The organism is Parapedobacter composti (genome assembly GCF_900112315.1).
GTDB lineage: Bacteria > Bacteroidota > Bacteroidia > Sphingobacteriales > Sphingobacteriaceae > Parapedobacter > Parapedobacter composti.
The window spans coordinates 166,493-192,341 of record NZ_FOLL01000002.1; the positions used below are offsets into that span (position 1 = coordinate 166,493).

A 25,849-nucleotide genomic window follows, 5' to 3' on the forward strand; every position below is an offset into this window, starting at 1 on the left:
TCGTCAAAGCAGCCCCAACACCGCCACAACAGGCCTGTGGTCTGAAGCATAGGTTTCAGCAACCACATGGTGTTCAAGCACTTCCATAGCCGTCTGCGGCCGATAAAAAATATAGTCGATCACGCAATAACTTAATACTCCCCTAACACTCAAGTAATTTCCCTTCTTCACATTTGTGTGCAATATGGTATACCTGTTAGAAATAGCCGTTTGCATCTCCATCCTTTGCTTGATTGCGGTATCTTATTTATTTGTGAAATACATCGATGTAAGGTTTGAAGACAGGGAAGACTACTAACATCAGCTTATGAGTAAACGGGATGTAGACTTAGTTGTGATTTCGGACGTACACTTGGGTACTTATGGATGCCATGCCAAGGAACTGCTTCGCTACCTCAAAAGTATCCGGCCAAGACAAATCCTCCTCAATGGCGACATCATTGACATCTGGCAATTCAGCAAACGGTATTGGCCAGAATCCCACATGAAGGTGGTGCGGAAAATCCTCAAATTTGTGGCCGAAGGGGTTCCTGTGACTTACCTAACAGGCAACCACGACGAAATGCTCCGCAAGTTTGCCGATTTCCGGCTGGGATCACTGACCCTCACAAACAAGCTTTCCCTGCGTGTGGGTAAAAAGCAAGCGTGGGTATTCCACGGCGACATTTTTGACGTGACCATGCAGCACTCCAAATGGCTTGCACGGTTGGGTGCGATTGGTTACGATAGCCTAATTCTGCTAAACAGCATGGTCAACTGGATGCTCACGAAGCTGGGGCGGGAAAAGATGAGTCTCTCAAAAAAAATCAAGAACAGCATCAAAAATGCGGTGAAGTTCATTAACGACTTTGAGGTGACGGCGGCCACGCTGGCCATCGAAAAAGGTTATCAGTATGTTATCTGCGGCCACATCCACCAGCCCGAAATCCGCCAAATCGAAACCGACAAAGGGGCCGTGACTTATCTTAATTCTGGCGACTGGGTGGAAAATCTTACCGCACTGGAATATCATGACGGCGCATGGAGCATCTACCGATACCACGCCAAAGACTATATCTCGGCCGATCTGGAACTTGACACGTCTGAGAATGACGACCTAAGCGATAAGCTCGACATTAGACGGCTATTGGATTTACTTAAGTCCGAGCCGGCGGTATGAAGATAACCTTCAGGCTTGTTTTGCCAATTGTTAATTAACCGCTATTATTGTAGTGCCATTGCGGCACATGCAATATGATTGATCAGTTCCGGAAATATACGCCGTTAAACATAGTCTTGCTTTCGTTGATTGGGCTTTTGCTATGCCTGGGCGTATTCACGCACCTTCCGGAAAACCTGATGCCGGTATTCTTCGAGCCGGCCATCAGCAATTTTACGGGAAAATTGTCGCCTCAGAACATCTCACCCGAAACAAATGTCGTTATTACATTGGCCCTTACCATCGCGCAAGCGTTGATGATAAACCGGGTGGTCAATCAATTTAACTTAGTGGGCCGCCCCAGCTTTTTGGCTGCCTTGATGTACGTGACACTTGCCAGCTTAGTACTACCTTTTTTGGTCCTGTCTCCCATACTGATTTGCAATTTCCTGGCTATCTGGATGCTCAGCAAACTCCTCAACATTTACAGACGTACGGAAATCAAGTCGTTAATGTTTGATCTGGGGATGATTGTTGCCCTGGGCAGCCTGGTATATTTCCCCTTTATCATGATGCTACTGTTGCTGTGGTGTAGCTTGATGATCTTCCGGGCATTCAACTGGCGAGAGTGGCTGGCCGCCCCCATCGGTTTTGTCAGCGTTTATTTTCTGTTAAGCGTCGTTTACCTGTGGTTTGATCGGATGGACGAATTTTACGAGATATGGCTGCCTTTTGCCTATCCGCTTCCAACCTCCATCCACATGGAAACTTATGATTATCTGGTGCTGTTCCCGGTTGTGGTCATTCTCATCCTGTTTTTCTTTACGTTAAGACAGAACCTTCTGAAAAGCGTGGTACACATCCGTAAGTCGTTCCAGCTCCTATTTTGCATGGCTGTGCTGTCTGTCGCCTCGTTTTACCTGAACGCCGATTTAGCCATTAACCATTTTCTGTTATGTGTGCCTCCGATAGCCATATACATGACCTATTATTTTAACTACGCCACCCTGCGGTGGCTATATGAAGGTGCGTTTGCCCTACTACTGGCCACCATCATTTATTTTCAATTTTTCTAAGCAATTTAAAAACAGCGTTTTAACCTTTTTTAACAAAAAGAATAACCCGCTTCAATTAAAAATTAGATAGCTTTGCAATCGTTTTTGTTAACTTGATTATCGTTCGCTCTGAATTATCATAACAGTTCTACTCAGCAAATGCAGTACCGCACGCCGAAGTTCCCATATCGTCACAGGCATCGCTTCCAGCAAGCTTTTGTGTTTCTTACGCTCCTTTTGGCAAGTACCCTGGTACATGCACAACGGTCGACCACCAGTTCGCCGTACTCACGATTTGGCATCGGCGAACTCCGGGGGGATTTATTACCGCAAACCCGCGCCATGGGCGGTATCGCTACCGGGGTGCGCTACCTGGGGGGGTACAGCAATATCAACGTAAGCAACCCTGCCTCCTATTCAGCGTTAACGCTGACGACCGTCGATATCGGCGTGTTCGGCAACATTACGCAACTCAGCAGAAATCAGCTTTCCGAAAATTCATATAACTTTTCGTTGGGCCACATCAATTTCGGCATTCCGCTGGGCCGGCCGGGAGGAATCAGCTTTGGTATCATGCCCTTTTCGGACGTGGGGTTCAGCCATGCCATCTCCGGCACAATTGACACGACGCAAATCCGGACGGTTTATGCCGGAGCAGGGGGAACAACCAAGGCCTATCTGGGATACGGGGTGCAGATCAATAAAAATTTCAGCGTGGGTGCCAACGTATCCTACTTATTCGGCACGCTAAACAACATCCGGTCAGTAGAATTTCCGAATGATATCGGCGCGTTGAACATCCGGGTAGACAGTAGCCAATATGTCAACGGATTCAGCTTTGATTATGGCGCACAGTATTTTCAGCCATTGGGCAATAACGTGAGCCTTACCATCGGCTACTCGGGAGCTGCCGGCGGCCCCCTGAACACCCAGGCATCACGGGTGGTGACCCGCACGCCCACCAGCGTGGAAGATGATTACGAAAACCTGCCTGTAGACACGGTGGCTACCTATCAAGGCCAACAACAACAGATAACAATGCCCATGAAACACAGTGTGGGCTTTACGTTGGCAAAAGGTGGCAAATGGATGCTCGGCGGCGACGTGAACTACGCCAAATGGAGCAGTTACCGGATAGCCGGACATAACCCCGCCCTGACAGATAGTTATGGTTTCGCCTTTGGCGGGCAAATTACCCCTGACATTACATCGGTCAGGTATTTTAATGTAGTGGACTATCGGCTGGGATTCAAATACAATAAGTCATACATCAACATTGACAACCAGGACATCAACCAGATGGCACTGACGGTAGGTTTCGGCTTTCCGCTACCCTCATTATTCGGTGGATCTTTCTACAAAATCAATTTCTCTACCGAATTGGGCCAGATGGGCACGCTATCAAACAACCTGGTGCGCGAACGGTATATTAATTTCCATTTAGGGTTTACGCTCAACGAACGCTGGTTCAGGCGGACCCGATATGATTAACTGTACGTAATGAAGTGCTATGGATATGCTGGGCAGAAAATGGAGTTACCTCGCATGGGTATTATTCGGCATAGCCGCACTGGCTTCCTGTGAAACGGATCTGAAAGAGGTAGATCGCATCGCCGCCATTCAGGCGGAAGAACCGGTGGATGTTTCCCTCGATGTGACTGTCATTTACAGCGATTCTGCCGAGGTGAAAGCCAGGCTGACCGCCCCTGAAATGCGGCTCTACCATGTTGAAAACCCTTATTACGAATTTCAGAAAGGCATAACCATCATTTTTTATGATGAAAACGGCTCAGAGACACAGCGCATCACCGCCAATTATGCCATACAGAAAGAAAAGGAAGAACTGACGGAATTCAGGGACAATGTGGTCATCACACGGGCAGATGGCACCGTGATAAAGACGGAGGAACTTATTCATGACCAGAAAGCGAACACCTTTTACAACCATGTACCGATTGCGGTATATTCACATGACGGACAAAACAACTACATGGGGTCATCTTTTACCTCGGATGGCGACTTCCAGGATATCGTGGTACAGAACTCAACCGCCTTATATGTCTTAGAAGAGGGACAATCGCCCGGATTTTAGGGCTTACAGCAGGCAAATCGGTATATTGCACATAATTTAACCATGCAACTATTCTTTTTTTGATAAAAGTCGTATCTTGCGCCTCATTTTAAAAAAGGTATAGAAACCACCTGCAAACAAGGGTTTAAGATTTACAATAACAGCTTAAAAAAAACAGTTTTATACACGCTATGGGATTAATGAACTTTTTGCGGAACCGTGCGGGAGTGATTATCGTTGTTATTATCGGTTTCGCAATTTTTGCGTTTCTTTTGGGGGACGTGATTAGCTATGGTACACCTGTTTGGGCCCGCCACCAGAACCAGGTGGGTAGCATCAATGGCGAATCCATCGACATCACGACATTTAATGCACAGGTAGAGCAGACATCGGAGATGTTCCGCCAGCAAATGGGTGGAGGAACCCTCAGCCCCCAGATGAAGTCATGGGCCGTACAGCAGGTGTGGGGCCAATACCTGAATCGCGAACTGCTGAAAAGCGAAGTTGAACAAATCGGCCTTACGGTGGGCAAAACGGAATTGAACGATCTGGTACAGGGCGATAACCCTTCCATGCAGATCCAGCAAGCATTCCGCAATCCGCAAACCGGCCAGTTTGACCGCGACCAGCTCAATAGCTTTATTGCCCAGGTAGGTACCCTGCCCAGGAACCACGAAGCCCGCAACCAATGGGAGGCGTTGCTGCAGAACATTATTGATGAACAGCTAAGCGCCAAATACACTAACCTGATCAACAACAGCATTTACGTAACCTCGCTCGAAGCCACCGAAGAATATAATCAACGGAACAAACTGGCCAATTTCGAATATGTCCTGCTGGACTACAATACGGTTCCAGACAGTGCGATCACCATCACCGAGCAGGATTACAAGGAATATTACAACGAAAATAAAGGGGTGTTCAAGAACCCTGAGGAAACGCGGAGCCTGGAGTTCGTGGTATTTGATGCGAGTCCAACGGCGCAGGACACCGCAAACGTGCGTACTGCCATCGGAGAGCTGAAAGCGCAGCTGGCAGAGTCGACCACCGACTCCCTTTTTGCTGCGGTCAATTCTGATACCAAATACCCTTACATTTACCGTAAAAAAGGAGAATTTAGTCCGGCGTTGGATTCATTGGTATTCAATGTACCCGTAGGCACCACCGTTGGGCCGGTACTTTCCAATGGCCGCTTTGAAATCGCCAAAGTGGTCAGCAGCAAAGTGGGGCCTGACTCGGTTAAGGCCAGTCACATCTTGCTTAACCCCGCTACAGAAGGCGGTATGGATAAAGCCCAAGCGAAGGCCGACTCCATCAAGCGGTTGGTTGAAAAGGGCGAAAGTTTCGCAGCGTTGGCCGTACAATTCAGCACAGATGAAGGCAGCAAAATAAACGGAGGCGAACTCGGCACCTTCGGGCGGGGCAGAATGGTACCGGCATTTGAAGATGCCGCTTTTGATGCCAGGAAAGGCGATGTCGTTGTCGCAACATCGCAGTTCGGCGTGCATATCATCAAAGTAGCGGATCAAATCGGCTCATCGCGGGTGGTCAAGGCAGCTATTGTGGACAAACAAGTAACAAGTGGCCGAGAAACCATGGATGCTGCCTATAATAAAGCGACCGAATTCTTCGGCGCCCTTAATAAGGGCAACTTCCAGGAAACGGCGACCCAGCAGGGTCTTTCAGTATTGAAGGCCGACAACATTACCGCTTTGGAAACCATGTTGATGGGCACAGAAGTACCGCGTGAGCTGGTACGATGGGCTTTCGAGGCCGACAAGGGCGATATTACCGATCAAATCTACGAGTCTGACAATAAATACGTTGTAGCCCGGTTAACCGGCATCCGTAAGAAGGGCCAATTGCCGTTGGAGGCAGTAAAAGCCGATATCGAAAGCGTGGTTCGCAACCGGGTCAAAGCCAAAAAACTGATAGCTCAGGCTACCGAAGCTGCCAAGGGGGCCAACACGCTGGCGCAAATCGGCCAGAAGCTCGGAAAAACTCCGGTACTGGCAGAAAACATCGTTTTTGCCAACCCCGTAATCCCCGGCGTGGCCCAGGAAAATGCCGTGGTAGGCACCGCTTTTGGCCTTCAACCGAAGCAACCGTCAAAACCGGTAAGCGGATCACAGGGCGTATATATCGTAGAAGTGACCGGTTTTGTAAACCCGCCTGCTCCTACCGACCTCAACGGACAGAAACGGCAAATGGCCCAGTCGCTGGCACAGCGGTCGTGGTCGCTTGCCTTCCGCGCTTTACAGGACAAAGCCGATATTGTGGATAACCGGGCCCGTTTCTTTTAACGGGCTGACACCAAAGGATATTTTACGTAACTTTGTATCCGGATGGCCTTAAGCTGTCCGGATTTTTTGTTATGGAAATACAAGAAACAATCGTAAACAAAGTTGCCCAAAGTGGCCTGGTTACGGTAGACCTCGCCCAGTTTGCCCCCCAGGGTGAACGCGTCATATATGATATTAAAGACAATTTATTCCACGGCCTTATCCTGAAAGAAAAGGATTTCAGGGATTTCGTCAAGGAACATGACTGGCAGCAATATACCGGAAAGTTTGTTGCTATCACCTGTACAGCAGATGCTATAGTACCCACCTGGGCGTACATGCTGTTGGCCAACCGGCTGCAGCCGTATGCCAAAGACATCGTGTTTGGCGACCCCAGCACCTTGGAAACCGTGCTGTTCGAAAGGGCATTGGAAAAATTGGATATCGAAACATACCGTGACCAACGTGTTGTAGTGAAAGGATGTGGCGATATTCCGGTTCCTGAATCGGCCTTCGTCAAGTTTACAGCCATGCTCAGCAAAGTAGCCAAAAGCATCATGTATGGCGAGCCTTGTTCCACCGTTCCCATTTTCAAACGGAAGGCATAACCATGATTATCAAAACATCTATCACGCTTTTGTGCAGCCTGTTCGGTCTGGCACTGGTAGCGGTGGGGCAACCGCTTCCTTACCTGAAGGAACCTTCCTTTAAGGCCGGTGAGGAATTGCATTACCGCCTGCGTTATGGCGTTGTATCGGCCGCCACCGGAGTATTGAAAGTAGAAGACTCCAAGATAAAATTCAGCAGTCCGCATAGTTATCACTTGTCGGCCCGCGGAAGCACCTCCGGCACGTTCAGCATTTTCTACACGGTGGACAACCGCTACGATTCATACATCGATTCACGGACGTTCTTGCCCCACTATTACACAGAAAACATCCGTGAAGGGAACTACCGGCGGACGGACATTGTTCGGTTTAACCATCCGAAACGGACGGTTCAGGGCAACAAGGGCACGTTTAAAAGTGAGTCGGCACAGACGTTTGATCTGCTATCCGCCTATTATTTTGCGCGCAACCTCGATTTATCAAACATCAAGCCGGGGCACTCGTTTAAACTGACGTATTTCCTTAACGATGAGATTGCCACCTTGGGCATTGAATACATCGGCATCGAACAGATAAAAACACCCCTGGGAACGCTGGAGTGCCTGAAATTCAGTCCAGAAATAGCCCCGGGCCGAATCTTCCGGAAAGACAGCCGGCTGTACCTTTGGGTAACCAATGACGGCAACCGAATTCCCGTAAGAGCCCACGTAGAAATACTCATCGGCTCGGTTACCTTGGAACTGACGAATGCGAAAGGACTTAAACACCCTTTGGGGAAACGATTGGAAGGGGTATCAAAATAGTCAACCATGATGATCGAAGTAGGTAATGTGTTGGTAAGTGAAGAACTGATCAGGGAAGAGTTTGTGTGTAACCTTGGCAAGTGCCAGGGCGCGTGCTGTGTAGAAGGCGATGCTGGAGCACCATTGCAACGGGATGAGCTTGCCATACTGGCGTCTGTTTACCCGCAAGTAAAGCCGTATATGACCAAGAAAGGCATCGCAACGGTGGAAGCCTCGGGCACCCATGTAACCGATGCCGACGGCGACCTGACCACGCCCTGTGTAGATGGGCATAAAGAGTGTGCATACGTAACCTGGGAAAACGGCATTACCAAATGTGCCATCGAAAAAGCCTATGAAGCGGGCGCCATCAATTGGAAAAAGCCCCTCTCCTGCCACCTTTATCCGATACGCACCACGGCATACCCAGCCTTTGACGTGCTGCACTACGACCGCTGGCACATCTGCCATTCGGCTTGCTCGCTCGGCAGGGAACTGAAGGTTCCCGTATATACCTTCCTGAAGGAGCCCCTCATCCGCAAGTACGGCGCGGAGTGGTATGCCGATCTCGAAGAATCGGTACGCATGCTGTAGGTTAATTATAAAATATATTAGTATCTTGCGCCGATTTTATTCCGAATGCTCAAGCTAAGCGAAATACAACAACCCATTGCCCGTGAATTGGCGCTATTCGAAGACAAGTTCAAAGCTTCGATGCAGAGCTCGGTTCCATTGCTCGACCGCATAACCCATTACATCGTAAAACGCAAAGGCAAACAAATGCGTCCGATGTTTGTCTTCTTCTCGGCGGGATTATGCGGCACCATCAACGACGCCACCCATCGTGGAGCAGCCCTGGTGGAACTTTTACACACTGCCACCCTGGTGCATGACGACGTGGTAGACAACGCCAATGTACGACGGGGCTTCTTCTCGGTAAACGCCCTTTGGAAAAACAAGGTGGCTGTGTTGGTGGGCGATTTCCTGCTGGCTAAGGGCATGCAGCTATCTTTGGCGAATGACGACTTTGGCATGCTCAAGATTGTGAGTGATGCGGTTCAGCAAATCATCGAAGGAGAATTGCTGCAATTGGAAAAAGCCCGGCGTATGGACATCGAGGAGTCGATATATTTCGAAGTTATCCGGCAGAAAACCGCCTCGCTAATCGCCTCGTGCTGCGCATGCGGAGCAGCCTCTGCGGGAGGCGATCAAACAACCATCAAACAAATGCACCTCTTCGGAGAAAAGGTAGGCATCGCCTTCCAGATTAAAGACGATCTTTTCGACTTCGGTATCGATGATGTTGGTAAACCGCTGGGGAATGACATCAAAGAAAAGAAGCTCACGCTGCCACTGATATATGCGCTGAAACAGGTTAGCCGACCGGAAAAAAGGCGCATCATCAATCTGGTGAAAAACCACCATGAAGACCGCAACAAGGTTAACGAAGTGATTGCCTTCGTCAAGGCCAATGGCGGAATGGAATATGCCACATCACAGATGCTGGCTTACCAGCAAGAGGCATTTGACATCCTGGCCCAGTTCCCATCCAGCGAATACCGGGATGGACTGGAGCAACTGGTACGTTATACAACTGAACGCAACAAATAACATGAGTCACGAATTATTATTCTTTGGCGGTTTTCTACTTTTCATCGTGTTGATGCTGGCCATTGACTTAGGACTTTTCAGCAAGAGCAACAAAGCCGTCAGCTTTACCCAGGCCGCCATCATGAGTGCTGTATGGGTTACCTTTGCCCTGCTGTTTTACGTGGTATTGCGTATATGGGGCCACGAGCTGCACGACATCCAAGACTTCGCCCAGCTCGCAGAGGTCACTAAGAAGCACCTGCATAATATCCGGCTAATACCAGATGACTTTGCCGCAAGTTTGGAACGGTACCGCCAGAATCTTGCGCTGGAGTACATAACAGGTTACGTGGTAGAATATGCCCTATCCGTAGACAATATCTTTGTGATGGTATTAATCTTCACATCCTTCGGTGTCCCTCCCCAATATTACCATAAGGTATTGGTATGGGGCATCATCGGGGCCATCGTATTACGTTTCCTGTTTATCTTCATCGGAGCGGCACTTATCGCGAAGTTCGGCTGGATTCTCTACCTTTTTGGATTCTTTTTAGTCTATACGGGCATCATGATGTTTGTGCACCGCAACGACGAGGAGGAGATAGATCCGCAAAATCATAAGGTGGTCAAGTTCGCTTCGAAATACTTTTCCGTTTATCCCACATTTGTCGGCGGGCGATTTTTCCATGTCGAAAATGGGAAGAAGTACGTTACGCCGCTGTTTCTGGTATTGCTGGTCATCGAGTTTACGGACTTGATTTTTGCGGTCGATTCCATCCCTGCCATCTTCGCCGTAACCAAAGATCCGTATATTGTATTTTTTTCCAATATTTTCGCTATTCTGGGCCTGCGTTCCATGTTTTTCCTGCTGGTTAACATCATCCACAAGTTCCATTACCTCAAAACCGGACTGTCGTTTTTGCTGGTGTTCATCGGAGCCAAGATGCTGCTGCACGACTGGCTGCACGCGTGGGGATTCACGACATCCCATTCGTTGATAATCATCGTCTCGATTCTGGCCATCAGCGTGGTAGCGTCGTTGCTATTTCCCAAGCAGGAAAAAACCAACGCCTAAAAAAGGAAAACGCATAAAACCTACCGGAACAGTACGTCCCTGATATCGGCGTTCCGCTCGAATACCGTTTTGGCATAGGGACATAGCGGCAGAATCTTAAACTGGTTTTCCCGGGCAAAATCCACCGCCGCCATAACCAGCCCCTTGCCTACCCCTTGTCCCGAAAACGCGGGGTTCGCCTCGGTATGGTCGATAATGAACCGGTTGTCGCCCGCCCACGTATAGGTCATCAAGCCAGCCTGTTCACCATTAATTGTCGCAGTGAACTGTCCTTTTTTGCCATTGTCATCTCTCAGAATTTCCATCATTTTGTCGTTTTACTGGCTATCAGCCGCTGTCAAATAAGGGGTTCCGGTATGCTGGAAAAGGAACGCCCATTTATCCGCCTGTTCAGCGATGATCATCGCCGTGGGTTTACCGGCACCATGTCCAGCTTTGGTCTCGATACGGATCAGCACCGGATTCGGCCCCCTGTGGTACTCCTGCAAACGCGCGGCAAACTTAAACGAATGCGCAGGCACCACGCGGTCGTCATGATCGGCCGTGGTAACCATGGTGGCCGGATAAGCCGTACCTGGCTTCAGGGCGTGGTATGGTGAATAAGCGTGCAGGTAGTTAAACATTTCTTCGTTGTCGTCTGCCGTACCATAATCGTAGGCCCACCCGGCACCCGCCGTAAACTTATGGTAGCGCAGCATATCCAATACGCCCACTGCCGGGAAAGCCACCCTGAACAATTCAGGACGTTGGGTCATGGCGGCGCCCACCAGCAACCCACCGTTGGAACCACCAGCAATACCCAGCTTTTCAGCAGTGGTATAATTCTCATTTATCAAGTATTCAGCTGCCGCGATAAAGTCGTCAAACACATTCTGCTTTTGCATTTTCGTGCCTGCCAGATGCCATTTCTCGCCATATTCTCCGCCTCCCCGTAAATTGGCCACTGCATATATGCCCCCTTGTTCCAGTAAAATAATGTTGGATGTGCTGAATGAGGGAGTAAGGCTAATGTTGAACCCCCCGTAACCATACAGCAATGCCGGATTGCTGCCGTCCAGCTTGATTCCCTTTTTATGGGTGATAATCATAGGCACCTTCGTCCCATCCTTCGATGTATAGAACACCTGCTTAGACTCGTAATTCGAAGGATCGAAGTCCACTCCTGATTTTTTATACACTTCCGATGTTCCGGAAACGATGTCATATTTGAAAATCGTGGGCGGATAAACATAATTGGTAAACGAATAGTATAGCTCCCTATCTTCGGCTTTGGCCCCGAACCCACTTGCCGACCCTACACCTGGTAGCTCAATGGTTCGTTCCAGCTCACCTGCCCGGTTGTATTGCAACACCATAGACGTTGCATCTTTGAGGTAGTGTGCAAAAATACGGCCGCCACCGGTACCCGGGTTCAGCACATGTTCAGTTTCCGGTATCAGATCAACCCAGTTTTCCGGTTTGGGATTGCTGGCGTCAACCGTTACGATTCTGCCGTTGGGCGCATTCAGGTTTGTATAAATATAGAGCTTTCCGCCATCGTTGTCTATGACACTGTGGTCTTTGTCAAAATTGTCCACCACGTTTACGATGGGACTATCAGGTTTGGTCAAATCCCGGATATATAGTTCACCCCCACTCGTGGTATTTGCCGCAGAAATAACCAGAAACCGCTCATCTTCGGTGAGATACCCACCGATGTAACGGCGCGGTTTATCGGGACCACCGAATACCAGTTGATCCGCGCTCTGCGGCGTGTTGAGTTTGTGGAAATACAATTTATGCTGATCCGTTACCCCTGAGAGCGCACTGCCCGCTTTGGGTTTATCGTAGCTGCTGTAATAAAAACCTTCATTGCCACGCCAGGCCAGACCACTAAATTTAACGTCCACCAACGTATCGCCCACACGGGACTTATCGTCCGCCCGGATCACCACCACCTTTCGCCAGTCAGAGCCACCCTCAGAAATCTGGTAAGCCACCAAGCTGCCATCCTTGCTGAAGGCTATGCCGGCCAGTGAAGTTGTGCCGTCGTCAGAAAACTTATTAGGATCAAGAAAAACTTCCACCTCACCGTCATCCCCCCGCTGGCGGTACAGCACGCTCTGGTTCTGCAGGCCATCATTCTTATAAAAATAAGTATATTCACCTTCCTTAAACGGAGCAGAAAACTTCTCGTAATTCCACAACTTTTCCAGCCGCTTGTAAATCGCCTCACGAAACGGGATTTGTTCCAGGTAATTGTTGGTTACCTTATTCTGAGCTTTCACCCAGGCCTTGGTGTCTGCAGCCGTATCGTTTTCCAGCCAGCGATACGGGTCGGGCACCGCGGTACCGAAATACTGGTCGACAACGTTTCCTCTTTTTGTTTCCGGATACGGCAACAAAGTAATGTCCGGTGCCGGGTTGATGGCCTTTTGCTGTTGACAGGCCGTAATCAGTGTAGCCAATACAAAAAGATTTACATTTTTATTCATGTCCTTGTGCACTAAGGGTTAGTTTGTGAAACAAAGCTAACAAGTTTTTCGCTATTTTAGCACCGCGATGACAGTACGCGACAAGATTTATTTTGCTTCCGATTTTCATTTGGGAGCCCATCCCCGTTCGACGGTGCGGGAACGGGAATTGCGGATTGTCAGCTGGCTGGACGCCATCAAAGCCGATGCCGCCGAGCTTTACCTGGTAGGCGATGTCTTCGACTTCTGGTTTGAATATGCCACGGTGGTGCCAAAAGGATATATCCGTTTCTTGGGCAAGCTGGCAGCGCTCGCCGACGCCGGTGTAAAAATCACCTTATTCAAAGGCAACCACGACATGTGGATGTTCGGCTACCTGCGGGACCAGTTGGGTGCAACGATTGTCGACAACGAACTGGTCATCGAACGCGGCGGCAAAACTTTCTTCCTTCACCACGGCGACGGGCTCGGACCGGGCGACCACAAGTATAAACTGCTGAAGAAAATATTCCGGAGCCGGTTTTGCCAATGGCTGTTCGCCAGGCTGCATCCCAACCTGGGCATCGGCATTGCACAACGGTGGTCGGCCCATAGCCGTATTGCATCCGGCAGCCGGGAGCTATTCCAAGGTGAAGATAAGGAATGGCTGGTGATATATGCCAAAGAGGTTCTTCAAGACAGGCATTACGATTACTTCATTTTCGGCCACCGGCATCTTCCGCTGGACGTGGCCCTGCCCAACGGCAGCCGGTACGTTAATCTGGGAGAATGGATCCATTCCGATACTTATGCGGTATTTGACGGTGACGAGTTAACACTGCGCCGGTGGGAATCTCAGTGCTGATGGATATTCAGGCCATCATAAATAATATCAGCGCATTGGAACCCAGCTCCATGATGCGGCTGGCTGCCATTATGCATCCCGTCCAACTTAAAAAGGGCAGCATGCTCTTTCATGCCGGCAAGCTGGAACACCACCTCTACCTGATAGCTCAGGGGGTGGCCCGCGTATATTACTATGACGATGCGGTCGACGTAACGTTGGCCTTCGGTACAGAAGGCGAGGTGTTGATCTCACTGAACAGCTATATTCAGCACCGCCCCGGCTACGAAAACGTGGAGCTTCTGGAAGATAGCCAACTCTATCGGCTGACAATGAAAGAACTCCACCAGTTGTATGCCGAAGATATCCACATCGCCAACTGGGGAAGGAAATTAGCTGAAAAGGAACTTATCAAAACCGAAGAACGGTTAATGTCGCGCCAGTTCAAGACTGCAGCCGAACGTTACCGGGAGCTGCTCCATCATCAGCCAAAACTATTGCATCGCGTGCAGCTTGGGCACATCGCCTCCTATCTCGGCATCAGCCAGGTCACGCTGAGCCGCATCCGGGCCCAAGTGAAGTAATCTTATTTTTTAGCATTTGTAAAAAGATAGCGCCGATGCAATGCCGATCTTTGCAGCGCTATTTTTATTGAATTTGCTATGAATTGGATTATCCTCATCATTGCGGGCTTGTTTGAGGTAGGGTTTACCGCAAGTCTTGGTAAGGCGAAGACGACCACCGGTACGGAATCAATCCTGTGGTACGGCAGTTTTGCCGTATGCCTCACCCTGAGTATGACACTGCTGATAAAAGCCACGCAGACCCTCCCACTTGGCACGGCCTACGCCGTATGGACCGGTATCGGAGCCGTAGGTACCGTACTGGTGGGCATTATTTTCTTCAAAGAACCCGCCACACTATGGCGGATCATCTTCATTACCACACTCATCGGTTCAATTATCGGACTGAAAACCGTTTCTCCATACTGATACCCACGCGATTTCACATCTTGGGAAACCATAAAATACGTATTTTTGTGGGCAATCATATGTTTCGCCTTCGCCGATGATAGTCCTTGAGACAATACTTTGGAAGGTGCATGCATAAAAAACAACACGTATGTTAGAAAAGCTGAAAGCCATAAAAGATCGTTGGGAAGAAGTGGAGCGCGAGCTGAGCAATCCTGAAACCATCAACGACATGAAACGGTTTGCCCAGCTCAACAAAGAGTATAAAGATTTGGGCAAAATCGTCGAACAGTACCATATATACAAAAATATGGTCAGCAACATCGAAACCAACAGGGATATCCTGGCCAACGAAAAAGATCAGGAACTGCGGGAAATGGCCAAAGAAGAACTGGACATCCTGCTGGAACAAAAAGAAACGAAAGAGGAAGAAATCCGGTTGATGCTCATTCCGAAAGATCCCGAAGACTCCAAAAACGCCATTCTGGAAATCCGGGGAGGTACGGGCGGTGATGAAGCAGCATTGTTCGCGGGCGATCTTTACCGGATGTATACCCGCTATTTTGAACAGAAAGGCTGGAGAGCTGAAGTGATGGATGTGACCGAAGGCACGGCGGGCGGTTACAAGGAGGTGATCCTGAAGGTAACAGGCGAAGATGTGTACGGCCAGTTGAAATACGAATCAGGCGTGCACCGCGTACAACGTGTGCCCGACACGGAGACGCAAGGCAGGGTACATACCTCAGCCGCCTCGGTGGCCGTATTGCCAGAAGCCGAGGAGGTGGACGTGGAGATCAATCCCGCCGATATTGAGATGCAGACCTCCCGGTCCGGCGGTGCCGGCGGCCAGAACGTGAACAAGGTAGAAACCAAGGTACAGTTGACCCACAAGCCTACGGGCATTGTGGTCGTATGCCAAGTGGAGCGCTCCCAATTGGCTAACCGCGAATTAGCCATGGAGATGCTGCGCTCCAAGCTGTATGAGCTGGAGGTGCAAAAAAAGCATGGCGATATCGCCGCCAAGCGGAAAACCATGGTTTCAACGGGCGACCGTTCCGCCAAGATCCGGACCTATAATTACCCACAGGGGCGGGTAACCGAGCACCGCATCGGATTGACCCTTTACAACCTTCCGGCCATCATGGACGGTGATATTCAGGAAATTATCGACGCCCTTCAGTTCGCTGAAAATGCCGAGAAAATGAAAGAAGGAGCAACCGCATAAATATTTTTAAAAAAATATTTGCAAATAGAGAAAACACGCTATATTTGCAGTCCCAAACGACGGGAAGCAGGTCTGGTAGTTCAGCTGGTTAGAATACATGCCTGTCACGCATGGGGTCGCGGGTTCGAGTCCCGTCCAGACCGCTGAGCGGGGGAATTGAAAAATTCTCCCGCTTTTTTGTATAATCTAACAAGCCCCTGCTGCTCTTTGGTTTCTTCCATAACAATATGTTTTAATGGTTGGAGGGCTGCTTTACGGCGGTCTTCCATAAATAATCTAATTTTTGCACCCAGATGGTAGACGCAGTTTAAGTTTGTTACTTTGTCGCATGAGCATATAAGCTCACCACTTGTACTATTTAAGCTCACAAAACCGATTATTTGAGCTTATAATATTTAAGATAAGAGCTCATTATTAACAGCGTGCCGCCATGATCTATTCATTCTTCGCCATCTGCAAAAAACACGAAGTCAACCCATTCCACTGGCTGAAATATACACTGGAAAACATCATGGCCATAAACCATAAAAACTTAAAGGTCCTCTATCCGCAGAACTATAAAAATATGGTTCAGAATCAAACATGTAGTTCGTAGGGCGGATACGATGAAAGATTTCCCAGATGAACGGGGGAATTTGATCGCTGAAGCGGCGCCCACGAATTACCTTATTGATTAAGATGGGCGGATCGTGTTCAGAGACTTCCTTATCAACGACAAGAACCGGGGCCCTCTGGAGCTGATGATCTGGCTTGTCGGGTGAAGGGGATATGGCTCAATGCCGGTACAATCGCGGAGTGGTACAGGAAAACGTTTTTTGTACTTTTGGTAAACATGCATCGATGAATGCGGCTGGCTGGGCAGGGACGTCGTCGGAACCTGAAGTCTTGGTAGATTTCTCCCGACTTTTTACTGACTTTCTCCCCACTATTTCCCGCCGTATCTTTGGGATTGCTTTGCCCCTGCTTTGCTTTTTCTTTGGAATTTTGTGGACACGCCGTGGACCAGCCCAAAGCGGACCGCGGGAGACGGGGGGATTTGGTCAGAAGAAAGGGGGTAGTTAAGGTGCTGTTGGCATGCGATAAGATTAGGGTTCAAAAATTAAACATGTAGTTCGTAAGGTGCATACGTTACGGCAGATTACAATTCCATCCACTTCAGGAATTCGGGAGCTTTCAGCTTGCTGACAATGACACGTTCTGGGACTTCGACGCTTAATTTTAACACCAGACGCCTGTTAAAGTAATGTTCAGCCATAACGAGCACATCCCGGTTGATAATGAATTGTCGGTTGGCCTTGAAAAACCGGTAAGGGTCCAATAAAGGTGCTAAATCGTCAAGAACTTCCCTAATGATATAGCACCGCCCACCTTTGGTATATGCGCTTACCGTACCACCAGCGGAATGGATAAAGGCTACCTCCGATGTCTTCAATGGAATGATTTTTTCGTTTCTATAAACCAAAAGGCTGTTTTTGTAATTGGGTTGGATACATTTCAGCAGCGCTGCCATCTGTCGCCGCATTTCTGGTTCGCCACCCATAACATGTTTCAGGCGCTCATACTTCCGCAGGCTTTTCTCCAGTTTGCCCTCGTCAATGGGCTTCAAAAGGTAATCGATGCCGTTGGCTTCAAAAGCCCTGATTGCATAGCTATCAAACGCAGTGCAGAATATTACGGGGCACCCCGCATCTGCCACATGAAAAATATCAAAACTCAGCCCATCGGCAAGCTGGATGTCTGAAAAAATCAGATCCGGAACAGGATGGTGTTGCAACCATTCGATGGAAGCATTAATCGATGATAAGATGGCTACGACACGCAACCTATCATCCAATCGCTCCACCATCGCCTTTAGCTCCTTGGCTGTCTTAACTTCATCCTCAATGATTAGAATATTCATGATCCGTTTATTATTAAGGGTACGGCAACCGTGAAGCGATCTTCTAATTGCCGGACACGGACTTCTAAGCCGGCCAATAGGCGATACCGCTCACGGATGTTACTCAGCCCTGTTCCTGTGCCAATAGGCACGAATCGTTTCCGGTTCAGCGAGTTACTCACAGCTAACCAGTTTGCTCCAATAGTATAAATATTGATGGTAAGCGGAGCGGTATCCGCTACCGTATTGTGTTTCACGGCATTCTCAATCAACAATTGCAAGGTCATCGGCGGTAGTTTTCTGGCATAACACGCTTCATTTACATCAATGCCTATCACCAACGCATCCTCAAACCGCTCTTTCAGAATATGCAAATAGGCTTCGGTGAAGTCCAGTTCTTCGCGTAGGGTTACCAGATCCGCCTGCCTGCTGTTCAGCAGGTAACGGTACACTTCGGCTAAGCGCTGAATGAACTGGCGGGGAACTGGCTCGCTCACCATACTTCGCAAGGTACCTAACGAGTTAAACAGGAAATGCGGATGCACCTGCTCCTGCAGCAGGGTCAGCCGTGCTTGCAGATTTTCTTTCTTCAATCGTTCGTTTTCGAGCTTGGATTGCTGGCTCATAGCCGCCATCCGCAGCAAATAGGCGATGAAAAAAAGGAACCCGCCGATAACCATACCGCGCATGAGCAGAAGAAAATGTACTGCGTGCATACCTCGCGGCAGCACTACTACCCGCTCGCGGACTTCCGAAACGTCACGGAGGCCATAAAACAGTACCAACGAAATGACCATACAACCGGTGATGGCAACAACGCTCTTCCATCCATAATGCCGGGGGACGGTCAATTGGATGACCCACTGGACCAGCAACCAATTCAGGAAGGCGTTGGCAAAAGCCCCTGCAAACGTAAGCAAAGACGCTATCGCCTCCTCACGGTAGCTGCGCAGCACATAACCAAGAAGTGCAACAAAAAGCGAAATAACGAGTCCGGTAAGCGGGTAAAACCGTTTCATAACACAAAAGTACCGATTTACCGTACAGGATGGCGTTGCGTACCCATCAAACGGACAAATGGCATGATGGACGGTCCTACTTCCCGGGCGTGATAAAATCGGATAGCCTTGCCTTGACTGCAATGATGAAGTAATTTGTGCTTACCTTAATGAATGGGCGGGTACAGAACCATCGTCGGCATGTGTGCCGACTACATGCTGCAGGTACACCTACATTACTGGACGCCAACGACCTTGTGTAGCAGGCCCGTTCCGCGTTCGCCCGACTGCTTCCGGGAAGAAAAAGCCGGCGCATAAAGTTGACGCGGCCAATCGCTTGCGTTTGTGATTGAAATCACGGCCCTTCTGGTTTGCTTTCTTCATGTTTGCGAAAAAACGGCGGCAGCCTGACAGGGTGAGCCGCTATCAGACTTGTTCGCTATCAGACTTGTTCAATGAAGAAAGAATGCATTAACAGATGGCAAACCGATCTGTCTATAAGCAGTGGGAACGGCTTGGACTTCATTTTTGCCGGGGTGGTGGTGTGGGGGCTTTCAACCCGGATCTGGTCGCTCGATTTCACGCCGTATACCAAAGCGGTATTGGTACTGTTCGCTACCGGACTGCTGTTTCCCCTGGCTTGGCTCTTTTCCAGGCTACTAAAGACGAACTGGAAGAACAGCAGTAATCCGCTGCAACCGCTTGCGTTATGGTTTAACGTTGCCCAGCTCTTCTATATGCCGATGCTGGCGTTGGTATTGCTCAGACTCCCCGAGTGCTTTATCACGGCATTCGCTATTATCACAGGGGGCCACTTTTTTCCCTTCGCTTGGCTGTACAGAACAAAATGGTACGCAATTTTTGCCGGTGTTATCCCGGCCGGTGCGTTGCTGATCACGATTACTGCCGCCGATGACCACCTGTATGCAATACCCCTTTTCGTTTGTATGTCGCTCGTGCTACTGGCGGTTTGCTTATATGCTGATTTGAACCGAAAGCATAATGGCAATCAATAACCGTATGGCGAAACAGGCACGTCATCCGGCAATTTGTCCGCTTCATGGTAATTTTACCCCATACTTGTTCGGATTCGCCGGTACTTTGCAGGTACAAATCAGCGTATGATGAAAATGAAAATGAAAATGAAATTGAACGTTTTGAAATGCGTATTGACGCTATCCGTGTTGGGAATAGCCCACGGTGTATTTGCACAGTCCAAACTTACCGAAGAGCAAAAGAAAGAGTTAGCAGCTAAAATGAAAACCTACCGGGCTGAGCTTAATCTGTCGGAAGAGCAACAGGAAAGAATGAAAGCCATCAACACCACATACTTCGAGGGGCTGGCGGCTCTCAAAGCGTCACGCGGCTCGAGGCTGTCGAAGCTCAAGCAATTCCGGGCACTCAGCGAGACGCGCGACGAAGAAATGAAAAGGATACTGGACAAAGAACAGTACAAACGTTACAAGGCGATGCAGAACGAAATGAAAAGTGAAATAAAGAGCCGAAGGAAATCATGAAACCAAAAAGACACATCCGTTTGGCACTGCTGGCCGTGCTGACACTTTTTTCGTTTGGTGGATGTGCAGGCGAGGCACCCCATCCGGCTCCCCGTTTTCCATGGGAAAACTGGCTGGATTGGGAACGCCTTGTCAACTGGGACACGCTGATGGTTGATGGCCGGGCACGCACGTTCAACGTGCACCTGCCGCCCCAGTATGAAGAAGGGGCCGACACGTTCCCGTTGGTCATTGGCCTGCATGGGCTGGGCGGCAGTGCCGTGCAGTTTGACCGTCACTACCATTTCTCCGGGAAAGCCGACCGGGAGGGCTTCGTCGCGGTGTACCCCAATGGTGTAAGAAGTGACGGGCGCTTCGGCATACGGACATGGAATGCTGGAACATGCTGTGATTTTGCCATGCGGGAAAACGTCGATGATGTCCGCTTCATCAGCGAACTCATCGACAGATTGCTTGAATCGTATCGAATCGATCCAAAGCGCGTCTATGTGACAGGCATGTCCAACGGCGGGATGCTTACGTACCGCCTCGCCGCGGAGATTCCTCAAAAGATAGCCGCGATAGCGCCCGTGAGCTGCACGATGGTGTTCGACCCACCTGCTGACCAGCCCCGCCCGGTACCGATCATCCACCTGCACTCCGTGTTGGATGAGATTATTCCCTACAACGGCGGCACCAATTCGCTGGGCTATCATTTTCCGCCTGTTGATTCGATACTGAACGTATGGGCAGCGCGTAACGGCTGCTTGCCCGACCCACAGGTAACGGAGGGAGCGGGTTACACGGTGAAACAATGGGTAGATGAATTGGACTGCCCATTTATGGTGCACTATCTCACCGAGGATGGCGGCCACTCTTGGCCGGGTGGAGAGCAGGTACGGCCCGGTGCTGCGCCGCCATCAGCAGCAATCAATGGCAATGAACTGATATGGGGCTTTTTCCAGCGCTTCCACCTTCCATAATCTGATGTACTTTGTGATCCAAATCAAAGCTTAGTAAATGACAAAACCAGACTTTTGCATAACACCTATTGGCTATGAAGCTCACCTACAGAAAATTGAGAAAGGTTTTTGTCATCCTGGTTGCGGCTTGGTTGGCAATGGAAACTTCGACCGACAAGGCAATGAGCCGGAGCGGAAAACTTCTCAATATGCGCTGACAAGGATATTACGATGATGACAGGTTCAAAAAGGAGCTCATTCAACGTAGCACTGAATCATTTAGTGATTTTGGCTAAAGACAAGCGCAAAACAGCAGATTTTATCACGGAACTGCTGGATTTGGACGATGCAACAGCCGCTGACGGCCCTGTCCCCGGATTCTTCTGTTGCATCCGGTTTGATAATGACGTGACGGTACTCATCGCTGAGTCGAAAGAGCACCCGGCAGGGCATTACGCCTTTAAAGTAACCGGAGAACACTTCGAAACCCTTTTGAATAAGCTGAAACGCGAAACACGGGATTTTTGGGCCGACCCGCGCATGGAAAAGCCTTTCGAATGCTATGAAGAGGATGGTAAGAAAGGATTGTATGTGGTTTGCCCTTCAGGACATGGGCTGGAAATTCTGACGGATTTGCAAGTAGACAATGAACGCTAAACGCGTCATGCCGAATAAGACTGTAGCACTGTTCGTAAGCAATATATGGGTATTTGACGAGTCGCACGATGAGCAGCGGACAGTTCTTCCGTTTTTTGCAGACGGTTATCCGGGGTTGATATTTTATAAAGCGAAGAAAGCGCTTACTGTTTACCCACACAACAAAACCATGTCCGCTTTTTTCATCTATGGACAAACCCTGAACCCGATAGAGCTGATGTTCCATGGCAGTTATAGGATGGTGGTCTTCCAATTCTATCCGTTCATCTTAAACAGTTTCTTTGGGATAGCCCCGAAAACGGTCAATGATGATTGCTTTGATTTGTTGACATCAACAGATTCGAATACAGAAACTGTTTTCCGGAAGTTACAGCACGACGACACCACTGAGGGATGGATTGCAACCATTACCGATTTTCTCCTTTCACTATTCTCCACCAGAAAGCAGGCTCTTGACGTGAAACTCAAACAGGCGCTGCAACGGATAATTGACAATAGAGGACTGCTGGCCATCAAAGATCTGTGCAGAGACATCAGGATGAGCGAAAGAACACTGGAACGCCGGTTTCTCAGCGAAACCGGGCTATCCCCCAAGCAGTTTGCCAAAATCATCCAGTTCCAATCTTCGCTCGAACAGTTGTCTGTAAAAGACTATAACAAGCTGACGGATATCGTATACCGGAACGGCTACGCAGACCAATCCCACTTCATCAAGGTATTCAAGGTCTTCACAGGAAGGACGCCCAAAGAATTCTTGAAAGAATAGCATTGACGGTTTTTTTCTATTCTAAGCTTTAATACCCATGCAATTTTGCGACATAAATCTTTTCTATTATGAAGATAGTCATTTTTGGATCTACAGGAAGCATTGGTATGCATCTCGTGCAACAAGCCTTGCAGCAAGGACACGCCGTAACGGCTTTTACCCGAAACCCGGTAAAGCTATCGCCCTTGAACCACGCGGGATTGACCGTTGTCCAGGGAGATATCCTGAATTATCCGGATGTTGAACAGGCTGTCAGGCAGCAAGACGCCGTATTATGTGCCATCGGCGACGGCAACAAAGGCAAGGTCAGGGCAGCGGGCACAAGAAACATCATCGCCGCAATGAAAAAAATGGGTGTAAACCGGCTAATCTGCCAAACGACGCTGGGTTTAGGAGAAAGCTGGGGCAACCTCAACTTTTTCTGGCGGCACATCATGTTCGGCTTTTTGCTCAGAAAAGCATTCCATGATCACGAGGTGCAGGAAAAACAATTGATGGAGAGCGGACTGGATTACACCATCGTTCGCCCGAGCGCTTTTACCGACGGCCGTGTCACCAGAAGCTATAACGTCGGGTTTGACGGCGACCATAAACCCCTGACACTGAAAATTTCGAGAGCAGATGTGGCTGATTTTATGTTGCAGCAACTACATCGTGCGGAGTATGTAAAAAAAGCGGTAAGTATATCCAATTGATATGCCGGTGAAACGCATCCCTTTGGCCGTTTGTACCCAGCAACTTGTCCGGATTGCCCCTACCGTTTCACCACGGATTGGTGTATCTTAGGCGGATAAACACAAAAGTTATGAACGCGATCGGAGCAAACCGCATGACAAAGGAAGCGAATACAATTATTTCTTGCTACAAGCAATTGAATGACGAGGCCTTCGCTGCACTTATGGCTATCGCGCGATTCAGGGTTTACCAACCAGGAGAACGCTTTTTGCGTCTTGGCGAACGATCGCTGCGGTCGGCCTTTGTGCTTTCCGGACTGCTGAAATCGGTCTGGTACGATACAGACGGGACAGAAAGGATTATCGAGTTGCTGGAGGTCGGCGACTTTGCCGCAAACTGCGAAAGCCATAACAAACGGGCACCATCCGAATATGAGATCATCCCGGCGTGCGCTTGCCGGTTGCTGGTTTTCGAAAATACCGCGCTGGAAGAGCTATGCAGGCGATATGCGGAACTCATGGAACTGGGGACAATGCTTACGCAAGCTATCCTCTTCCGAAGGGCTGAACATACGTCGATCATCTCGATGAAGGCCCCTCTTGATCGCTACACCTACGTGGTTAACCACCGGCCGCAGCTACTGCAGCAGATAAACTTGACGGAACTGGCTAAATACCTTTACGTGACCCGGGAAACGATCAGCCGCTGCCGATCAGCGATGTCCAGGCGGGCGGGGTAAGTCGGGTGAACACCCGGCCCGACTGTGATTGAAATCAAGTAAAAACAACAGGAAAACATGTTTCTTTGTGTGATGAATCTACTTCAAATCCTTGGTTACCAAATAATCCGAAAATACATCGTTTTACCGCTGATTGGACTGAACCTGTGTATCAGTTCATGCAGGCCGGTTCCTGTCGGATCTACCGCAACCGAAAACGGCAAAATACTTGATTCATTGTATCACGCGAAAGATTTTTTCCGCATGAAAACCAGTTATGACGGCCTGGAAAGCAGACTGTCGGAATATGAAAAGCTTTACTACGGCAGCGTATTGAAGAATCTTTTCAATGAACCGGGCGAGTCGCTGTCGGCTATTGCAGAACTCGAACAACGCTTCGGGAAAAAGATAACAGACAGTACCCGTTCTGCACTTTGGCAGTTGCAGCTAAGCAACTATATCAAACGGCTCGACTACCGGAATGCCGCCCGGGTAAGCCGGTTAATCCTCGGCAATTACACCGCGTACCTGGACTCCGCGACGTTATCCGATATACGCAACGAACTGAATATTTGGAAGGCACTTGAGAAGGTACCGGCTGTGAAAGCTTCCGTTAATACCGACCATCGTTTGCTGTTGACGTTGGACAAGGCCGGACTCAAAAACACAACGGTACGATTCGGCAGCGATTCCGTGGACTTCATATTTGATACCGGTGCCAATTTCTCCGTTATAAGACGGTCGGTAGCGGAAAAAGCGGGATTGAAAATCATGGAGACCGATTTCCTGGTGGGTACCATCACCGGAGAGCAAGTGAAGAGCAGGTTAGCTGTGGCGCCGCAGATTCACATGGGCAGCATTACCTGGCATAACGTGGTCTTCCTCGTATTCGATGATAACTCACTAACCATTCCTCAAATCGATTACCATATCTACGGAATACTGGGATTTCCGGAAATCCGTTCGCTGCGCGAGATTAGGATCAGCAAGGACAATATCCTCACCGTACCGGCCAGGCCCACTGCTGGGCAACCGCAGAACTTGTATTTCGATGGCCTTATGCCTATAATTGCGGCCCGCCACGGCGGCGATACATTAGCGTTTTCATTCGACAGCGGAGCCAGCACAACGCATCTATACCCCAAGTTCTACGAAAAGTACCAGCGTGCGATCGACACCCTGTATACCATCACCAGCATCGCCTTCGGTGGCGCAGGAGGTGTTCAGGAATTCACAGGCGTAGAAAACGTCGCGCTCGATCTTGAACTGGGGGATAAATATGGTCAACTTGACAATATCGCCCTTATTGTAGACGAACGGTATACGGAGAAAAGGGGGATATTCGGCAATCTTGGCCAGGATTTCATCGGATTGTTCGGTGGGTTTGCTATAAACTTTGAAACAAGTTCCTTGTGGTTCGAATAAAAAAAACCTCCAACCTAACCGGTAATTACGATGCATGCAGCCCAAAACATACGAGAACCGACGCATTGGATCGACAACCTGATGTGTGCCGGACCTGCACGCCGACTTAGCGCCATGCTTGTCTAACCCACAGCTTCCACGGCAAGTTGTCGCATTTCCCCCGCATATTGTCGTGTCTTCCCATCCCGTCTGATGAATTT

Annotated in this window: 28 protein-coding genes and 1 tRNA gene; 24 read left to right on the forward strand and 5 right to left on the reverse strand. The window is 49.3% G+C overall.

The window, feature by feature from the left end:
- Positions 1 to 3: 3 nt before the first annotated feature.
- On the reverse strand, positions 4 to 171 hold the full coding sequence (locus BM030_RS03745) for a hypothetical protein (RefSeq protein ID WP_211657524.1): 168 nt from the start codon (positions 169 to 171) through the stop codon (positions 4 to 6).
- 136 nt (positions 172 to 307) lie between these two features.
- On the opposite strand from BM030_RS03745, the gene BM030_RS03750 reads away from it, so the two are divergent.
- The 10 genes from BM030_RS03750 (at position 308) to BM030_RS03795 (ending at position 10,601) form a co-directional block, all read left to right on the forward strand.
- Positions 308 to 1,159, forward strand: a complete 852-nt coding sequence (locus BM030_RS03750; RefSeq protein WP_090971305.1) for a UDP-2,3-diacylglucosamine diphosphatase — start codon at positions 308 to 310, stop codon at positions 1,157 to 1,159.
- Positions 1,160 to 1,233: 74 nt separating this feature from the next.
- Positions 1,234 to 2,214, forward strand: a complete 981-nt coding sequence (locus BM030_RS03755) for a DUF6427 family protein (RefSeq protein WP_090971307.1) — start codon at positions 1,234 to 1,236, stop codon at positions 2,212 to 2,214.
- A gap of 138 nt (positions 2,215 to 2,352) precedes the next feature.
- Positions 2,353 to 3,684, forward strand: coding sequence for a BamG family beta-barrel-assembly machinery protein (locus BM030_RS03760; protein ID WP_090971309.1), 1,332 nt, complete (start codon positions 2,353 to 2,355; stop codon positions 3,682 to 3,684).
- 19 nt (positions 3,685 to 3,703) lie between these two features.
- Complete coding sequence (gene lptC / locus BM030_RS03765) at positions 3,704 to 4,285, forward strand: LPS export ABC transporter periplasmic protein LptC (protein WP_090971311.1); 582 nt, start codon at positions 3,704 to 3,706, stop codon at positions 4,283 to 4,285.
- Between the two features lie 170 nt (positions 4,286 to 4,455).
- Positions 4,456 to 6,567 carry a peptidylprolyl isomerase gene (locus tag BM030_RS03770; RefSeq protein WP_090971313.1) on the forward strand — a complete coding sequence of 704 codons (2,112 nt, stop codon included), beginning with the start codon at positions 4,456 to 4,458 and terminating at the stop codon, positions 6,565 to 6,567.
- 71 nt (positions 6,568 to 6,638) lie between these two features.
- Positions 6,639 to 7,154 (forward strand): DUF2480 family protein, encoded by a 516-nt coding sequence (locus tag BM030_RS03775; RefSeq protein WP_090971685.1) that lies wholly within the window; start codon positions 6,639 to 6,641, stop codon positions 7,152 to 7,154.
- Positions 7,155 to 7,156: 2 nt separating this feature from the next.
- Positions 7,157 to 7,957: a DUF3108 domain-containing protein gene (locus BM030_RS03780; RefSeq protein WP_090971315.1), complete on the forward strand. Its 801-nt coding sequence runs from the start codon at positions 7,157 to 7,159 to the stop codon at positions 7,955 to 7,957.
- A 9-nt stretch (positions 7,958 to 7,966) separates the two neighbouring features.
- Positions 7,967 to 8,530, forward strand: coding sequence for a DUF3109 family protein (locus BM030_RS03785; protein ID WP_090971687.1), 564 nt, complete (start codon positions 7,967 to 7,969; stop codon positions 8,528 to 8,530).
- 45 nt (positions 8,531 to 8,575) lie between these two features.
- Complete coding sequence (locus BM030_RS03790; RefSeq protein ID WP_090971317.1) at positions 8,576 to 9,547, forward strand: polyprenyl synthetase family protein; 972 nt, start codon at positions 8,576 to 8,578, stop codon at positions 9,545 to 9,547.
- A gap of 1 nt (position 9,548) precedes the next feature.
- A complete protein-coding gene (locus BM030_RS03795) occupies positions 9,549 to 10,601 on the forward strand; it encodes a TerC family protein (RefSeq protein ID WP_090971319.1) in 1,053 nt (350 codons plus the stop codon).
- 20 nt (positions 10,602 to 10,621) lie between these two features.
- On the opposite strand, the gene BM030_RS03800 is transcribed toward BM030_RS03795, so the two are convergent.
- Together BM030_RS03800 and BM030_RS03805 are read right to left on the reverse strand one after the other, a co-directional pair.
- Positions 10,622 to 10,909, reverse strand: coding sequence for a GNAT family N-acetyltransferase (locus tag BM030_RS03800; RefSeq protein ID WP_244518655.1), 288 nt, complete (start codon positions 10,907 to 10,909; stop codon positions 10,622 to 10,624).
- Positions 10,910 to 10,918: 9 nt separating this feature from the next.
- Positions 10,919 to 13,075: a prolyl oligopeptidase family serine peptidase gene (locus BM030_RS03805; protein WP_090971321.1), complete on the reverse strand. Its 2,157-nt coding sequence runs from the start codon at positions 13,073 to 13,075 to the stop codon at positions 10,919 to 10,921.
- Positions 13,076 to 13,142: 67 nt separating this feature from the next.
- On the opposite strand from BM030_RS03805, the gene BM030_RS03810 reads away from it, so the two are divergent.
- The 5 genes from BM030_RS03810 to BM030_RS03830 all read left to right on the forward strand — a co-directional run bounded on the left by BM030_RS03810 (position 13,143) and on the right by BM030_RS03830 (position 16,216).
- Positions 13,143 to 13,898, forward strand: a complete 756-nt coding sequence (locus tag BM030_RS03810; protein ID WP_090971323.1) for a UDP-2,3-diacylglucosamine diphosphatase — start codon at positions 13,143 to 13,145, stop codon at positions 13,896 to 13,898.
- Positions 13,880 to 14,461 (forward strand): Crp/Fnr family transcriptional regulator, encoded by a 582-nt coding sequence (locus tag BM030_RS03815; RefSeq protein WP_244518657.1) that lies wholly within the window; start codon positions 13,880 to 13,882, stop codon positions 14,459 to 14,461. Before BM030_RS03810 ends, BM030_RS03815 begins: the two co-directional genes overlap by 19 nt.
- A gap of 78 nt (positions 14,462 to 14,539) precedes the next feature.
- Complete coding sequence (locus BM030_RS03820; protein ID WP_090971327.1) at positions 14,540 to 14,869, forward strand: DMT family transporter; 330 nt, start codon at positions 14,540 to 14,542, stop codon at positions 14,867 to 14,869.
- Between the two features lie 130 nt (positions 14,870 to 14,999).
- Complete coding sequence (prfA, locus tag BM030_RS03825; RefSeq protein WP_090971329.1) at positions 15,000 to 16,073, forward strand: peptide chain release factor 1; 1,074 nt, start codon at positions 15,000 to 15,002, stop codon at positions 16,071 to 16,073.
- Between the two features lie 69 nt (positions 16,074 to 16,142).
- A tRNA-Asp gene (locus tag BM030_RS03830) sits at positions 16,143 to 16,216 on the forward strand.
- A 995-nt stretch (positions 16,217 to 17,211) separates the two neighbouring features.
- On the opposite strand, the gene BM030_RS03840 is transcribed toward BM030_RS03830, so the two are convergent.
- On the reverse strand, positions 17,212 to 17,973 hold the full coding sequence (locus BM030_RS03840) for a LytR/AlgR family response regulator transcription factor (protein ID WP_090971333.1): 762 nt from the start codon (positions 17,971 to 17,973) through the stop codon (positions 17,212 to 17,214).
- A complete protein-coding gene (locus BM030_RS03845; RefSeq protein ID WP_090971336.1) occupies positions 17,970 to 18,971 on the reverse strand; it encodes a sensor histidine kinase in 1,002 nt (333 codons plus the stop codon). The genes BM030_RS03840 and BM030_RS03845 overlap by 4 nt, the downstream gene beginning before the upstream one ends.
- A 153-nt stretch (positions 18,972 to 19,124) precedes the next feature.
- Here BM030_RS03845 and BM030_RS19795 point away from each other — a divergent pair, with 153 nt between their 5' ends.
- From BM030_RS19795 to BM030_RS03885, 9 genes are all read left to right on the forward strand, one after another.
- Positions 19,125 to 19,268 (forward strand): hypothetical protein, encoded by a 144-nt coding sequence (locus BM030_RS19795; protein ID WP_170845623.1) that lies wholly within the window; start codon positions 19,125 to 19,127, stop codon positions 19,266 to 19,268.
- A gap of 137 nt (positions 19,269 to 19,405) precedes the next feature.
- Positions 19,406 to 19,966, forward strand: coding sequence for a DUF7010 family protein (locus BM030_RS03850; protein ID WP_090971338.1), 561 nt, complete (start codon positions 19,406 to 19,408; stop codon positions 19,964 to 19,966).
- 126 nt (positions 19,967 to 20,092) lie between these two features.
- A complete protein-coding gene (locus BM030_RS03855) occupies positions 20,093 to 20,467 on the forward strand; it encodes a hypothetical protein (protein ID WP_139215803.1) in 375 nt (124 codons plus the stop codon).
- Positions 20,464 to 21,429: an extracellular catalytic domain type 1 short-chain-length polyhydroxyalkanoate depolymerase gene (locus tag BM030_RS03860; protein WP_090971342.1), complete on the forward strand. Its 966-nt coding sequence runs from the start codon at positions 20,464 to 20,466 to the stop codon at positions 21,427 to 21,429. Before BM030_RS03855 ends, BM030_RS03860 begins: the two co-directional genes overlap by 4 nt.
- A gap of 210 nt (positions 21,430 to 21,639) precedes the next feature.
- Positions 21,640 to 22,065 (forward strand): VOC family protein, encoded by a 426-nt coding sequence (locus tag BM030_RS03865; protein WP_139215804.1) that lies wholly within the window; start codon positions 21,640 to 21,642, stop codon positions 22,063 to 22,065.
- 7 nt (positions 22,066 to 22,072) lie between these two features.
- On the forward strand, positions 22,073 to 22,831 hold the full coding sequence (locus BM030_RS03870) for a helix-turn-helix domain-containing protein (protein ID WP_211657525.1): 759 nt from the start codon (positions 22,073 to 22,075) through the stop codon (positions 22,829 to 22,831).
- A gap of 68 nt (positions 22,832 to 22,899) precedes the next feature.
- The gene (locus BM030_RS03875) at positions 22,900 to 23,526 is read left to right on the forward strand and encodes an NAD(P)-dependent oxidoreductase (RefSeq protein ID WP_090971349.1); all 627 of its coding nucleotides are present in this window, start codon (positions 22,900 to 22,902) and stop codon (positions 23,524 to 23,526) included.
- 110 nt (positions 23,527 to 23,636) lie between these two features.
- On the forward strand, positions 23,637 to 24,245 hold the full coding sequence (locus BM030_RS03880) for a Crp/Fnr family transcriptional regulator (protein WP_090971351.1): 609 nt from the start codon (positions 23,637 to 23,639) through the stop codon (positions 24,243 to 24,245).
- Between the two features lie 72 nt (positions 24,246 to 24,317).
- Positions 24,318 to 25,649 (forward strand): retropepsin-like aspartic protease, encoded by a 1,332-nt coding sequence (locus BM030_RS03885; RefSeq protein WP_211657526.1) that lies wholly within the window; start codon positions 24,318 to 24,320, stop codon positions 25,647 to 25,649.
- Positions 25,650 to 25,849 lie beyond the last annotated feature (200 nt).